At 69.0% G+C, this 12,969-nt stretch carries 11 protein-coding genes; 5 read left to right on the top strand and 6 right to left on the bottom strand.

All coding sequences use genetic code 11. From position 1 onward, the window contains the following. Position 1: 1 nt before the first annotated feature. Entirely contained in the window at positions 2-967 is a 966-nt protein-coding gene (locus AVME950_RS07610; RefSeq protein WP_284429321.1) for a DUF6402 family protein, read from the bottom strand. A 112-nt stretch (positions 968-1,079) separates the two neighbouring features. Between AVME950_RS07610 and AVME950_RS07605 the strand changes: the two genes are divergently transcribed. Next, positions 1,080-3,602, top strand: a complete 2,523-nt coding sequence (locus AVME950_RS07605; protein ID WP_284429320.1) for an ABC transporter permease — start codon at positions 1,080-1,082, stop codon at positions 3,600-3,602. Between the two features lie 29 nt (positions 3,603-3,631). On the opposite strand, the gene AVME950_RS07600 is transcribed toward AVME950_RS07605, so the two are convergent. The 5 genes from AVME950_RS07600 to AVME950_RS07580 form a co-directional block, all read right to left on the bottom strand. Continuing rightward, complete coding sequence (locus tag AVME950_RS07600) at positions 3,632-4,375, bottom strand: amino acid ABC transporter ATP-binding protein (RefSeq protein ID WP_284429319.1); 744 nt, start codon at positions 4,373-4,375, stop codon at positions 3,632-3,634. Beyond that, positions 4,372-5,085: an amino acid ABC transporter permease gene (locus AVME950_RS07595; RefSeq protein ID WP_284429318.1), complete on the bottom strand. Its 714-nt coding sequence runs from the start codon at positions 5,083-5,085 to the stop codon at positions 4,372-4,374. The genes AVME950_RS07600 and AVME950_RS07595 overlap by 4 nt, the downstream gene beginning before the upstream one ends. Positions 5,086-5,258: 173 nt before the next feature. After that, positions 5,259-5,960 carry an amino acid ABC transporter permease gene (locus AVME950_RS07590; RefSeq protein ID WP_284429317.1) on the bottom strand — a complete coding sequence of 234 codons (702 nt, stop codon included), beginning with the start codon at positions 5,958-5,960 and terminating at the stop codon, positions 5,259-5,261. A 153-nt stretch (positions 5,961-6,113) separates the two neighbouring features. Further along, positions 6,114-6,941, bottom strand: coding sequence for an ABC transporter substrate-binding protein (locus AVME950_RS07585; protein WP_284429316.1), 828 nt, complete (start codon positions 6,939-6,941; stop codon positions 6,114-6,116). Between the two features lie 162 nt (positions 6,942-7,103). Continuing rightward, positions 7,104-8,003, bottom strand: coding sequence for a LysR family transcriptional regulator (locus AVME950_RS07580; protein WP_284429315.1), 900 nt, complete (start codon positions 8,001-8,003; stop codon positions 7,104-7,106). Positions 8,004-8,171: 168 nt separating this feature from the next. Between AVME950_RS07580 and AVME950_RS07575 the strand changes: the two genes are divergently transcribed. The 4 genes from AVME950_RS07575 (at position 8,172) to AVME950_RS07560 (ending at position 12,931) form a co-directional block, all read left to right on the top strand. Next, entirely contained in the window at positions 8,172-9,707 is a 1,536-nt protein-coding gene (locus AVME950_RS07575) for an MFS transporter (RefSeq protein WP_284393507.1), read from the top strand. A gap of 22 nt (positions 9,708-9,729) precedes the next feature. Further along, the gene (locus AVME950_RS07570; RefSeq protein WP_284429314.1) at positions 9,730-10,140 is read left to right on the top strand and encodes a group II truncated hemoglobin; all 411 of its coding nucleotides are present in this window, start codon (positions 9,730-9,732) and stop codon (positions 10,138-10,140) included. A gap of 119 nt (positions 10,141-10,259) precedes the next feature. Beyond that, complete coding sequence (locus AVME950_RS07565; protein WP_284429313.1) at positions 10,260-10,733, top strand: RidA family protein; 474 nt, start codon at positions 10,260-10,262, stop codon at positions 10,731-10,733. 131 nt (positions 10,734-10,864) lie between these two features. After that, positions 10,865-12,931, top strand: coding sequence for a bifunctional 2',3'-cyclic-nucleotide 2'-phosphodiesterase/3'-nucleotidase (locus AVME950_RS07560; RefSeq protein ID WP_284429312.1), 2,067 nt, complete (start codon positions 10,865-10,867; stop codon positions 12,929-12,931). Positions 12,932-12,969: the final 38 nt, after the last annotated feature.

The following is a 12,969-nucleotide window of genomic DNA, read 5'->3' as shown; positions in this document are numbered from 1 at the left end:
CTCAGGGAACTTTGAGAAACCACGTGATTGGAGCATTCAACTTTTCCCAATGGACGTTTGAGAAAATCAGAAAATCGCCCCCGCGTTGATGGACCGCCCGCCACCGGCGAAAGCTTGCATTTTCTACCATCGCTAAGCGAGGCATGGGAGCCATTCCCACCTCGTCTGTGCTCCAGTTGCCAAGAGGTTGATCTTCTGTGAAGTCATAGCAGTCCCGGATGTAAAAGCCCAGACTATGAATGTCAATTTGGTGCGTGAATGGACCGCGTTGCTGGTGCAGTGGCGTCACGATCCCTTCTGCGGCAGCGTGCAAGGTGAACGCGCCCAGTGCGCAGTAAAGATCGTCAATCGGGTCCGTTAACTTCTCGAATCCATTGCTGCTGACGACGCGGGAGTTCAGGTGTGCAGTCTCATGCAAATCGACCGCCGGCAGGCCCGAGCCGAAAACCATGGGGTGAGTTCCCAGCTTGCCAGCCCGCTGCAATCTGCCAAAAAGTCTGTCTTGAGAAGCAACAAGGCTTTTTGCCAAGAGTTGTCCTTGGATGGCGCGCTTGAGCTCCTCCAACTTTTCCTGCGTTCTTCCGAACGATAGGGCCCAGGACATGGGGACTGTCGTTGTGTCCAAATAGTGTGCGCTTACCGTCCGATGATCCAACTGGCCTTGTGAGGGGTCTTTCCATGCAGGGGGCATTGCAAATGCCGGGTGGGTGAACCATCGCTTCATCAGCGCTGCGCCGACGCGAAAACCGTTTCTCTCCATTGCATAGGGCAAATCGACCAACTGCAAATTCCGAAGGCACTGCGCCGCTGGGTAACTCGCGTCCAAAGCGATTCGGTCGCCAACGGCGCGGCTGAGGCTCAACGCGGTTTCATTCCAACCCATTGATAACTCCCTTTTTGATCTTGATTGGTTGCCAGAAGGTTGCGGATGAGTCACGTTCTGGCGGCGCGGATCATAAGGCGTCATCGGGGTCTTCTTCCCCATCCATCCACCCTGGGCGCTGCGAAATTCCAAATCCCCCTCGCCCTGAGCCCCTTCCCACCCGAAGCCCAACCCATTTGCGCTAACGTCGCTCCCCATGAATCTGTCCTTCTTCCGAATTGGCTGGCGCACGCTGTGGCGCGATCTGCGGGCTGGCGAATTGCGCCTTCTCATCGTGGCGGTCACGCTGGCCGTGGCGGCCCTCACCTCGGTGGGGTTCTTTGCCGATCGGCTGCAGGGCGGGTTGCAGCGCGATGCGCTGCAGCTGCTGGGCGGCGATGTGGTGGTGGCCAGCGACAACCCGACGCCGGCGGCGTTCGTCGAACGGGCGAAGGCCGCGGGCCTGTCCACAGTGACGACGCTGGGCTTTCCCACCATGGGCCGCGCGAGCGATGCGCAGGGCGGCGCCAGCCGGCTGGTGGCGCTCAAAAGCGTGGAGCCGGGCTACCCGCTGCGTGGCAGCCTGCAGGTGGCGGATGCGCCCGGCGCACCCGCGCGGGCCACGCGCGACATTCCGGCGCCCGGCGAGGTGTGGGTGGATGCGCCGGTGCTGGGCTCGCTGGGCCTGCAGATGGGCGATTCGCTGCTGCTGGGCGACGCGCAGTTGCGCATTGCCCGCATCATCGCCATCGAGCCCGACCGGGGCGCGGGCTTCATGAGCTTTGCGCCGCGCGTCATGGTCAATGCGCTGGACCTGCCCGCCACCGGGCTGGTGCAGCCGGCCAGCCGGCTCACCTACCGCTTTGCCGTGGCGGGCGAGGCGCGGGCGGTCCAGCAGTTCGGCGACTGGGCGGCTGAGGCGGTGAAGGCGCCCGAGGTGCACGGCGTGCGCGTGGAGTCGCTGGACAGCGGCCGCCCCGAGATGCGCCAGACGCTGGACCGGGCGCAGAAATTCCTCAACCTCGTGGCGCTGCTCGCGGCGCTGCTGTCGGCGGTGGCCGTGGCGCTGGCGGCGCGCGGCTTTGCCAACGAGCACCTCGATGCCGCCGCGCTGCTGCGCGTGCTGGGCCAGAGCCAGCGCACCATCGCGGGCGGTTACGTGGTCGAGTTCGCGCTGATCGGGCTGTTCGCCAGCGCACTGGGTGTGCTGCTGGGCTACGCGGTGCACCACGTGTTCGTGCTGTTGCTGGCGGGGCTGGTGGAAACGGCGCTGCCCGCGCCCAGCCTGTGGCCGGTGGCGTTCGGCCTCGGGATGGGCCTCACGCTGATGTTCGCCTTCGGGCTGCCGCCGGTGCTGCAACTGTCGCAGGTGCCGCCGTTGCGCGTGATCCGGCGCGACCTGGGCGGCCTGAAACCCGCCTCGCTGGCGGTGCTGGGCGTGGGCGTGGCCGGGTTCGCCGCGCTGCTGCTGGCGGTCAGCAGCGACCTGAAGCTGGGACTGATCGCCGTGGGCGGTTTCGCGGGGGCGGTGCTGCTGTTCGCCGGGCTGGCCTGGGGCGCGGTGAAGCTGCTGCGCCGCAGCGTGAACGAGGCCACGGCCCCGCGCTGGCTGGTGCTGGCCACGCGGCAGATCTCGGCCCGGCCGGTGTATGCGGTGGTGCAGGTCAGCAGCCTCGCGGTGGGGCTGCTGGCGCTGGTGCTGCTGGTGCTGCTGCGCACCGACCTCATCAGCAGCTGGCAGCGCTCCACCCCGGCCGATGCGCCCAACCGCTTCGTGATCAACGTCATGCCCGACCAGTCGGAGGCTTTTCAGAAAGCGCTGCGCGACGGCGGCGTGTCGCAGTACGACTGGTACCCGATGATCCGCGGCCGGCTGGTGGCCATCAACGGGCGCGAGGTGGGCCCGGCCGACTACACCGACGACCGCGCCAAACGCCTGGTGGACCGCGAGTTCAACCTGTCGAACGCCGAGCAGGCGCCCACCCACAACCCGGTGGTGGCCGGCCGATGGACGCCGGGCGAGAAGGATGCGGTGAGCGTGGAGGACGGCATCGCCGAGACGCTGGGCCTCAAGCTCGGCGACACGCTGCGCTTTGACATCGGCGGGGTGGTCAGCGAGGCGCGCATCACCAGCCTGCGCAAGGTGGACTGGGGCTCGCTGCGCGCCAACTTCTTCGTGATGTATACGGTGGGCCAGCTGCCGCCCGAGCTGCCGGTGACCTATCTGGCGGCCTACCGCGCGCCGGCCACGCCGGGCTTCGACAACACGCTGGTGCGGGCGTTTCCCAACATCACCAACGTGGACATGAGCGCCACGCTGGCCCAGGTGCAGGGCGTGCTCGCGCAGGTGATCCGCGCGGTGGAGTTTCTCTTTGGCTTCACGCTGGCCGCAGGGCTGGTGGTGCTGTTCGCCGCCGTGACGGCCACGCGCGAGGAGCGGGCGCGCGAGTTCGCCATCATGCGGGCCGTGGGCGCGCGCGCCAGCCTGCTGCGCCAGGTGCAGCGGGCCGAACTGGCCGGCGTGGGGCTGCTGGCAGGCTTTCTTGCCAGCGGGGTGGCGGTGGCCGTGGGCTGGGCGCTGGCGCGCTACGTGTTCGACTTCGCCTGGACGGCCACGCCCTGGGTGCCGATCATCGGCGCACTGGCCGGGGCCGTGCTGGCGTTGGCCGCGGGCTGGTGGGGCCTGCGCGATGTGCTGCGCCGCCCGGTGGTGGAGACGCTGCGCCGCGCGGCGGAGTAGCGCAAAAGAGCAGGATCAGGGCGGCGCTGCTATGCCGCCCGCGCGAACGGCGTGCGGATGTCCGACAGGAACTGCTGCGCTCGCGGGTGCTGCGGGCGGCCGAAGAAGTCGGCCGGCGTGGCGCGCTCCAGCACGCGGCCTTCGTCCATGAAGAGCACGCGGTCGGCCACCTCGCGGGCAAACCCCATCTCGTGCGTCACGCAGACCATGGTCATGCCGCCCTCGGCCAGGTCGCGCATGGCCACCAGCACCTCGCCCACCATCTCGGGGTCCAGCGCGCTGGTGGGCTCGTCGAACAGCATGAGCGGCGGCTCCATGGCCAGGGCGCGGGCGATGGCCACGCGCTGCTGCTGGCCGCCCGAGAGTTCGCTGGGCCAGGCCTGGGCCTTGTGCGCCAGGCCCACGCGGTCCAGCAGGGCCAGGGCCCGCTGCTCGGCCGCCTGGCGCGACAGGCCACGCAACTGGATGGGGGCCAGCGTGCAGTTGTGCAGCACCGACAGGTGTGGAAACAGGTTGAACTGCTGGAACACGAAGCCGATGCGCGAGCGCAGCGCGTTCACGTCCACGCCCGGCCCGTGGATGGGCTGCCCGTCGATCAGGATGCGCCCGCCCTGGATGGGTTCGAGCCGGTTGAGCGTGCGGATCAGCGTGGACTTGCCCGAGCCCGAAGGCCCGCACACCACGACCACCTCGCCCTGGGCGATGGTTTCGGTCACGTCCACCAGGGCGTGGTAGCTGCCGTACCACTTGTTCACGCCGTGCAGTTCGATCATGTCGTTCGGAGTCCGGAAGAAGAGGAGGGGGCCGCGCGCCGCGCCAGCCGGCGCTCCAGCGCGTACGCCAGGCGCGACAGGCCGAAGCACAGCACGAAGTAGGTCAGGCCCAGGATGCCGAACACTTCGGCCGGCCGGATGAAGACCTGGGTGTTGATCTGCGTGGAGATGAAGGCCACCTCCGTGAGCCCGATGATGTAGCCCAGCGAGGTCTCCTTGATGGTGACGACGAACTGGTTCACCAGCGAAGGCAGCATGTTGCGCAGCGCCTGCGGCAGCACCACCCGGCGCATGGCGCGGGGGTACGACAGGCCCAGGGCGCGGGCGCATTCCATCTGCCCGCGCGGCAGGCCCCGGATGCCGGCGCGCACGATCTCGGCCAGGTACGCCGCGTTGAACACCACGAGCGCGACCAGCATGGTGGTGAACTGGTCGGTCTTCACCCCCGTCACGCTGGGCAGGAAGAAATAGGCCCAGAACACCACCATCAGCAGCGGCGTGCCGCGCACCACGAAGACGACGGCCGTGACCGGCCAGCGCACCGAGCGCCACGGGCTCACGCGCGCCAGGCCGAACAGCACGCCCAGCGGCAGCGCCAGCAACAGGGCGCCCGCCGCCAGCAGCAGCGTGAGCGCCAGGCCGCCCAGCGGGCCATTGGGGTACTGGCCGACCAGGAAGTACAGCCAGTAGGTATCGATCAGTTCCAGCATGTGTGCCTATCCGTTGTTCACTGCGCTGTGCATTACCTGCGGCGCATCCAACTGGCGCTGCCAAAGCCAGTGCCCCCGTGCAAGGGCCGCCCCGCCGCACTGGGGGCGTACCCCTCCCGACTCGCGCAGCGAGACGAGAGAGGGGGAAGGCGCGAAGCGACTCAGGGGGTGTTTCATCCAACCGTCCGCACGGGGTAGCGATGGTGGTACCAGCTCGCCAGGCCCGTGATGAGCAGCGACACCGTGAGGTAGGCGGCGCTCGCGAAGGCGAACGCCTCGATGCTGCGGAACGTGGCGCTTTCCACCTTGGCCGCCTGGTACATGAGTTCGGCCACGCCGATCACGGTGGCGATGGAGGTGTTCTTCCAGAGGTTCAGTGCCTGCGAGATGAGGGGCGGCACGGTCACGCGCAGCGCCTGTGGCAGCACCACGCGCCGCATGGTGGCGAGGAACCCCAGCCCCAGTGCGCGCCCCGCCTCCATCTGCACCGTGGGCACCGCGCGGATGCCGCTGCGGATGTCCTCGGCCATGAAGGCCGCGGTGTACAGCGACAGCGCGACGACGGCCGCGGCCGCCTCGGCATGGCCGCTGTCGTACAGCCACTGCTTCGCGGCCTCGGGCAGCAGCTCGGGCGCGCCGAAGTACCAGAACAGCAGGTGCGCCAGCAGCGGCACGTTGCGCATGCCCTCCACGAAGGCAAAGCCAGCCCAGCGCAGGGGCGCCACCGGCGCCAGGCGCAGGAGCGCCACGACCAGGGCCAGGGGCAGGGCCAGCACCAGCGAGACGGCCAGCAGCCGCAGCGACAGCAGCAGGCCGCCCACCATCATGAGGTGGTACTTGCCGCTCAGCAGCAAGGAGTAGTCAAACAAGGGCATGCACGCCAGTCATTCGGAAAACGCCGCACGCGGGGCATGCGGGCGCGGCGGCCCGCCACCAGGGTGCTGGCAACGGGGCGGCCCGCATGCGCCAATGGCATGCCCGCCGCCCGTGCGCTGCCCCCGGCGGCCATGCCGCCATGGGTGCGTCCATCAGCCGTCGATCTTGTCCGATTCGAACTTGAAGGGGCGGGTGGTGAATTGGATCTTGGTGCCGGGGCCGTACCACTTGAAGAAGATCTTCTCGGCCTCGCCGGATTTCTCCAGCTCGCGCAGCGTGTCGTCCACAATGGATTTCACGGCGGTCTCGCCCTTCTTGATGCCCAGCGCCAGCGGCTCCACGCTCAGGTTGGTGGGCAGGATGGCGTAGTCCTTGTTGCGCGGGCCCAGCTTGCCGAAGTCGTCGATCAACGAGGATTCGTCGTTCACGTAGCCCACGCCCTTGCCCTGCTGCAGCGCGAGAAACGCCTGCTGCGTCGTCTCGAACGTCACCACCTCCACGGTGGGCACGGCCTTGCGCACGTTGGGCTCCTGCGTGCCGCCCTTGACCGTCACCACGCGCTTGCCGGCCAGGTCCGCCACGTCCTGGATGCCGCTGGCCTTCTTGACCAGCACCTTCTGGCCGGTGACGAAGGTGGTCAGCGAGAAATCGATCTGCGCCTCGCGCTCCTTGTTGTGGGTGAGCGATGCGGCCAGGATGTCCACGTGGCCCTGCTGCAGTTCGGGAATGCGCGCGGCCACGGCCAGTTGCTTGAACACGGGCTTGACGCCGATCTTCCTGGCGATCGCCTTGCCCAGGTCCACGTCGTAGCCGATCAGCTCGCGCGTCTTGGGGTCGATGAAGCTGTTGGGTTCGTCGGTGCCCAGCACGCCGACGACCAGCTCGCCCTTCTTTTTGATGTCGGCCAGCTGGTCGGCGTGGGCCACGCCCGATACGGCGAACGCGGCGGCGACCAGGGATGCGATGAAGCGGATGCGCATGGTGTTGTTTCTCTCTCTCCGGTGGATGAAGCCCGAAGGCTATGCCTGCCGCGGCCCGGGATGAACGTCGCTTTTTTCATAATCAAACTCGCCGAACGCGCTTGGCACGGCGGCGGTTTCCGTGCGGCAGCCCGGCGCGCCCGGGATGCCCGGCACCCGGGGTCAATCCGGCGTGGGTGCGGGCGCCGCCTGGAACAGCCGCTCGCCGATGAAGTCCACGAACGCCCGCACCTTGGGCGACAGCTGCCGGCTCGACGACCACAGCGCCGAGAACTGCCCCGTGTGCACCAGGTGCGTGGCCAGCACCTGCCGCAGTTCGCCCCGCTCGATCGCGTCCCGGGCCAGGAAGTCGGGCATGTAGGCGATGCCCATGCCGGCGATGGCCGCACCACGCATGGCCTCCATGTTGTTGCACACCAGCTCGGTGGGCAGCGGTTGCGGCAGGCCGGGCAGCACCCAGTCGTGCAGCTTGCCGCCACTGGGAAAGCGAAAGATCAGGCAGGCGTGCTGCGCCAGATCGGCCGGCACCTGGGGCGTGCCGCGCCGCGCCAGGTACTGCGGCGAGGCCACCAGCACGAAGCGGAACGGCCCCAGCCGGCGCGCGACGAGGCCCGAGTCGGGCAGATCGCCGCTGCGGATGACCACGTCCAGGCCTTCCTCCACCACATCCACCAGGCGGTCGTTGAAGTCCAGCTCCAGTTCCACGTCGGGGTAGAGGGTCTTGAACTCGGGCAGCACCGGCAGCAGAAAGCGATAGCCGATGACCGGCAGGCTCACCCGCAGGCGCCCGCGCGGGGCCTGCACGGCCGCCTGCATCATCGCGCGGGCGTCCTGCAGCTCATCCAGGATGCGGCGGCAGCGCTCGTGAAAGAGCGCGCCCTCCTGCGTGAGGCGTACCTGGCGCGTGGTGCGCTGGAACAGCCGCAGGCCGAGCTGCTGCTCCAGCCGCGCGATGTTCTTGCCCACGGCCGAGGCCGAGATGCCGAGCGCGCGCCCGGCCTGCGCGAAGCTCGACAGATCGGCTGCGCGCACAAACGATTCGAGGCCGCTGAAGCTGTCCATGGTGGGTGAGAGTGGGGTGAATGGGTTCGGATTGCCAACCCACGGTTGTTTGTCTGGGGATGTGGGGGCCTATTTTCATCGCATTGCATCGCTTTTATCGTTCATGGGCGTTGGTGGCCTGGGGTCGCCGGCGCCCTTGTCCACTGCCTGAAAGCCGCTGTCTCCGCCATGTCCTCGACCCAACATCCTGCCCGCGCCCCGAAGCCGGCATTCCCCGTGTCCCTTCAACTCCTGGCCGTGTGCCTGGCCGCGCTGGCCATGCCCTTGAGCTTCACCGGCCCGGCCGTGGCCCTGCCTGCGTTGCGCGATGCACTGGGCGGCAGCCCCGTGCAACTGGCCTGGGTCACCAACGCCTTCATGCTGAGCTTCGGCGCCACGCTGATGGCCTGCGGCGCGCTGGCCGATGCCTTTGGGCGCAAGCGGGTCTTTCTGTGCGGCGTGGGCGTGGTGGCGCTCAGCGCGGTCGGGCTGGCGTGTGCCGGCGGCATCGTGGCCTTCAACCTGTGGCGCGCGCTGCAGGGCGTGGGCGCCGCAGCCGCGCTGGCCGGGGGCACGTCGGCCCTGGCGCAGGCGGTGCAGGGCCCGGCGCGCACGCGGGCCTTCAGCTGGGTGGGCACCGCCTTCGGCGTGGGGCTGGCCTTCGGGCCGCTGCTGGCCGGGTGGCTGCTGGGGCACGGCGGCTGGCGGGCCGTGGCGCTCAGCGTGGCCGGGGTGGCGCTGGCCGCGGGCGCGGCCGGTGCGCGGTTCCTGCAGGATTCGCGCGACCCGGGCGCGGCCGGCGTGGACTGGCCGGGCGCGGTCCGCTTCACGGCGGCACTGGCCCTGCTGACGCTGGGCGTGCTGCAGGCCCCCGAGAGCGGCTGGGCCAGCCTGCCCGTGGTGGCGGCGCTGGCGGGCGCTGCGGCCATGGCAACGGCCTTCGTGCGCACCGAGCGCCGCGTTCGGCACCCCATGCTGGACCTGTCGCTGTTCCGCTACCCGCGCTTCGTGGGCGTGCAACTGCTGGCGGCGGCGCCGGCCTATGCCTATGTGGTGCTGCTGGTGCTGCTGCCGGTGCGCTTCATCGGCATCGAGGGCCTGAGCGCGATGGCGGCGGGGCAGCTGATGCTGGCCCTGTCGGCGGCCATGCTGTGCGTGCCGCTGATGGCGGGGTGGCTCGCGCGCTGGTGGTCGGCGGCGGCGTTGTCCTCCGGGGGCCTCGCCGTGTGCGCGGTGGGGTTGTGGTGGCTGAGCGATTGCGCGCCGGGCTCGCCGGCGGCGGTGCTGGCCGGGCCCCTGCTGCTGATCGGCGTGGGCATCGGCCTGCCGTGGGGGTTGATGGACGGGCTGGCCGTGAGCGTGGTGCCGCCCGAGCGCGCGGGCATGGCCACCGGCCTCTTCAACACCGTTCGCGTGGCCGGCGAGGGACTCGCGCTGGCCCTGGTGGGCGCCGGGCTGGTGGCGCTGCTGGCCCTGCAGTGGCCGCAGGTGCCGGGGGGCGATGCGGCGCGCGCCGCCCAATCCCTCGTGGCGGGGGACCTGTCCCGCGCCCGGGCGCTGCTGCCCCAGCTGTCGCAGGCCGAACTGCTGCAGGGCTACGGCCACGCCTTCGCCGCCTTGCTGCGCGTGCTGGCCGGGGTGACCGTGTTCACGGCGGTGGCGGTGTTCGCCTGCCTGCGGGCGGGCGGCGCACGCGGGGCGGCGCTTTCTACAATCGAGGGCTAGTTGTCTTCCCCCGCCCGCCTCCATGTCCACACCCGAATCCCCGCCCGCCCCGGCCACCACGCCTTTCGAATGGATCGGCGGCGAAGAGAAAGTCCGCGCGCTGGTGGACCGCTTCTACGACCTCATGGACCTGGAGCCCGGCTATGCCGAGCTGCGCGCCGCGCACGGCAGCACCCTGGCGGACGCGCGCGACAAGCTGTTCTGGTTCCTGTGCGGCTGGCTCGGCGGGCCGGACCACTACCAGAGCCGCTTCGGCCACCCGCGCCTGCGCGCGCGGCACCTGCCGTTCTCGATCGGCATCAAGGAACGCGACCAGTGGGTCGCGTGCATGGACCAGGCCATGGGCGAGACCGGGGTGCCCGCCGAGCTGCGCACCCGGCTGCGCGAGAGCTTCATGGGCACGGCCGACTGGATGCGAAACCGCGGCGGATGACGCGGCACCCCATGGATCGTTTGCTATTGATTTAATAGCGATATGCCCTAGTACCCATTGTGCTGGGGGCACTTTTTGTTTCAACTCCCTCCACCGTCCCACACCCGAGGAAAGATTCCATGTCCTGCGATGCACGGTTCGAAGAACAGGCGCTGGCCCTGGGCCACCGCTTCGATGGCGAGATCAAGATCGGCGGCAACTACGTGCCGCTGGTGCGCGACGGCCGGCAGATCTACCTGAGCGGGCAGATCCCGCGCGTGGGCGACACCGTGGTGGTCACCGGCGCCGTGGGCGCGCAGGTGCCCCTGGAGCGCGCGCAGCATGCCGCCCAGGTGTGCGTGATGCGCGCCCTGGCGCTGCTGCAGCGCAGCCTGGGTACGCTGGATGCAGTGCGCGCCGTGCCGCGCATCACGGTGTACGTGCAGTCCGCGCCCGGCTTCACGCAGCAAAGCGAGGTGGCCGATGCGGCCTCGCAGGTGCTCTTTCATGTGCTGGGGCCGGTGACCGGGGCGCACACGCGCACCTCGGTCGGCGTGCTGCAGCTACCCAAGAACGCCTCGGTGGAGGTGGACCTGATCGCGTCGGCGGACTGACGGCGCGCAGGCCGGCGGGGCGCAGGGGCCGGGCGGGTCGGTGACTGCGGGCGGGCGGGCCACGGCCGCGTCACGCCAGTGTCAAACGGGTTCGTGACACTCTCGCCTTTACCCACCACCCAGGCCATTGCATGCTGGACACCCTCCCACGCCAAGACCTCTCGCCGGCCACCCGCCGGACCGCCCTCACCGCATTCACCGTGATCGCTGCCGCCAGCCTGCTGGCCGCCTGCGGCGGCAGCGACAACGACGGCAACAACAACGCCGGCGCCACCGCCACGCTGGCCGTGCTGGAGACGACCGACCTGCACTTCAACGTGCGCAGCTACGACTACTTCAAGCTCGCCGAAGACAAGAGCTATGGCTTTGAGCGCACCGCCACGCTGGTGCGCCAGGCGCGCAAGGAGTTCGCCAACACGCTGCTGGTCGACAACGGCGACACCATCCAGGGCACGGCGCTGGCCGACTACGAGGCCGTGGTCAAGGCCATTCCCTGCACCCAGCAGCTGTCCATGTACAAGGCCATGGGCGCTTTGGGCTTCGATGCCGGCACGCTGGGCAACCACGAGTTCAACTACGGCCTGCCGTTCCTCAACCAGGTGCTGGGCGGCGGCATGGAGGTCGATGGCGTCGATGCCGCGCAAAAATGCGCCGGCGCCGGCTACCCCGCCGTGCTGGCCAACGTGTACAGCAGCAAGACCAAGAAGCCGCTGGTGCAGCCCTACACCATCCTGGAGCGCACGCTGGTCTCCAAGGGCGCGGACGGCAAGGAGGTCAAGCTGCCCATCAAGGTGGGCGTGATCGGCTTCACCACCCCCGGCATCATGAACTGGGACAAGCGCTACCTCGAAGGCAAGGTCTACACCGAAGGCGCGGTCGAAGCCGCGCAGAAATACGTGCCTGAGCTGCGCGCCAAGGGCGCCGACATCGTCGTGGCCCTGCTGCACGGCGGGCTCGATGCGGGTGCCTACTCGGCCACCATGGAGAACCCGGGGCTGTACCTGTCCAAGGTCGCCGGCATCGACGCCATGGTCATGGGCCACCAGCACAGCGTGTTCCCCGACACCGCCGCGACGCCGGCCTATTCGCAAGCCGGCGTGGACAACAAGGCCGGCACCATCAATGGCGTGCCTGCCGTGATGGCCAGCTCGTGGGGCAAGGCGCTGGGCGTGATCCAGCTGGCCCTGCAATGGGACGGCAAGGCCTGGGCGGTGAACAAGACCGCCACCAAGAGCGAGCTGCGCAGCATCCAGGGCAAGAACGCCTTGGGCGCCACGGTGTACGTCGATGTCGACCCCACCGTCGCCCCCCTGATCGAGACGCAGCACCAGGCCGCCATCGCCTACGTGAAGACGCCCATCGGCAGCACCGACTTCCGCATGAGCACGCTGTTCGCCGACGTGGGCGACCCCGGCGCGATCCAGATCGTGAACCAGGCCCAGCGCGATTACGTGGCCGCCTACGTGGCCGCCAACCTGCCGCAGTACGCGCAGCTGCCCGTGCTGTCGGTGAGTGCACCGTTCAAGTCGGGCTTCCAGGGCGGGGCCGACTACACCGACGTGGCCACCGGGCCGCTGGCGATCTACAACGCCGCCGACCTGTACCTGTACCCCAACACCGTGTACGCGGTGAAGGTGAACGGCGCCGACATCCAGGGCTGGCTGGAGGCCGCTGCCAAGCGCTTCAACCAGATCGACCCGGCCAAGACCGCCGAGCAGCCGCTCATCAGCACCTTCCCCGGCTACAACTTCGACATGTTCACCACGGCCGACGTGCAGTACGAGATCGACGTGACGCAGCCCACCGGCCGCCGCATCAAGAACCTGACCTACAAGGGCCAGCCCATCAATGCGGCGCAGGAGTTCGTGATCGCCACCAACAACTACCGCGCCACCAGCGGCAAGAGCTTCATCGACAAGCTGGACGGCTCGGGCACGATCTGGGCCTCGCCGGACGCCAACCGCGACGTGGTAATCGACTACATCCGCAAGAACGCCAACGTGACCCGTGCCGCCAACGGCGCGGCCAAGAGCTGGCGCTTCACCAAGGTGGCCACGGCCGGCCCGGTGGTGTTCAGCTCCGGCGCCAATGCGCTGCCCGTGGCCCAGGCCGCGGGCCTGGCCAACGTCACGCTCATGGCGGCGGACGACGGCTCGGGCAAGGGCACGTCCAAGTACCGGCTGGACCTGTCGAAGTAACGGCCACCGGCCAGCGGCAACGGCTGGCCAGCAACGCC

Source organism: Acidovorax sp. SUPP950, from assembly GCF_030158935.1.
Lineage (GTDB): Bacteria > Pseudomonadota > Gammaproteobacteria > Burkholderiales > Burkholderiaceae_C > Paracidovorax.
This window is presented reverse-complemented; position numbering and strand designations above follow the sequence as displayed.

Excerpts from the sequence above, each read along its gene's own strand:
- AVME950_RS07610 (WP_284429321.1), bottom strand. The coding sequence starts at position 967 with ATGACGCCTTATGATCCGCGCCGCCAGAACGTGACTCATCCGCAACCT.
- AVME950_RS07605 (WP_284429320.1), top strand. The coding sequence starts at position 1,080 with ATGAATCTGTCCTTCTTCCGAATTGGCTGGCGCACGCTGTGGCGCGAT.
- AVME950_RS07600 (WP_284429319.1), bottom strand. The coding sequence starts at position 4,375 with ATGATCGAACTGCACGGCGTGAACAAGTGGTACGGCAGCTACCACGCC.
- AVME950_RS07595 (WP_284429318.1), bottom strand. The coding sequence starts at position 5,085 with ATGCTGGAACTGATCGATACCTACTGGCTGTACTTCCTGGTCGGCCAG.
- AVME950_RS07590 (WP_284429317.1), bottom strand. The coding sequence starts at position 5,960 with ATGCCCTTGTTTGACTACTCCTTGCTGCTGAGCGGCAAGTACCACCTC.
- AVME950_RS07585 (WP_284429316.1), bottom strand. The coding sequence starts at position 6,941 with ATGCGCATCCGCTTCATCGCATCCCTGGTCGCCGCCGCGTTCGCCGTA.
- AVME950_RS07580 (WP_284429315.1), bottom strand. The coding sequence starts at position 8,003 with ATGGACAGCTTCAGCGGCCTCGAATCGTTTGTGCGCGCAGCCGATCTG.
- AVME950_RS07575 (WP_284393507.1), top strand. The coding sequence starts at position 8,172 with ATGTCCTCGACCCAACATCCTGCCCGCGCCCCGAAGCCGGCATTCCCC.
- AVME950_RS07570 (WP_284429314.1), top strand. The coding sequence starts at position 9,730 with ATGTCCACACCCGAATCCCCGCCCGCCCCGGCCACCACGCCTTTCGAA.
- AVME950_RS07565 (WP_284429313.1), top strand. The coding sequence starts at position 10,260 with ATGTCCTGCGATGCACGGTTCGAAGAACAGGCGCTGGCCCTGGGCCAC.
- AVME950_RS07560 (WP_284429312.1), top strand. The coding sequence starts at position 10,865 with ATGCTGGACACCCTCCCACGCCAAGACCTCTCGCCGGCCACCCGCCGG.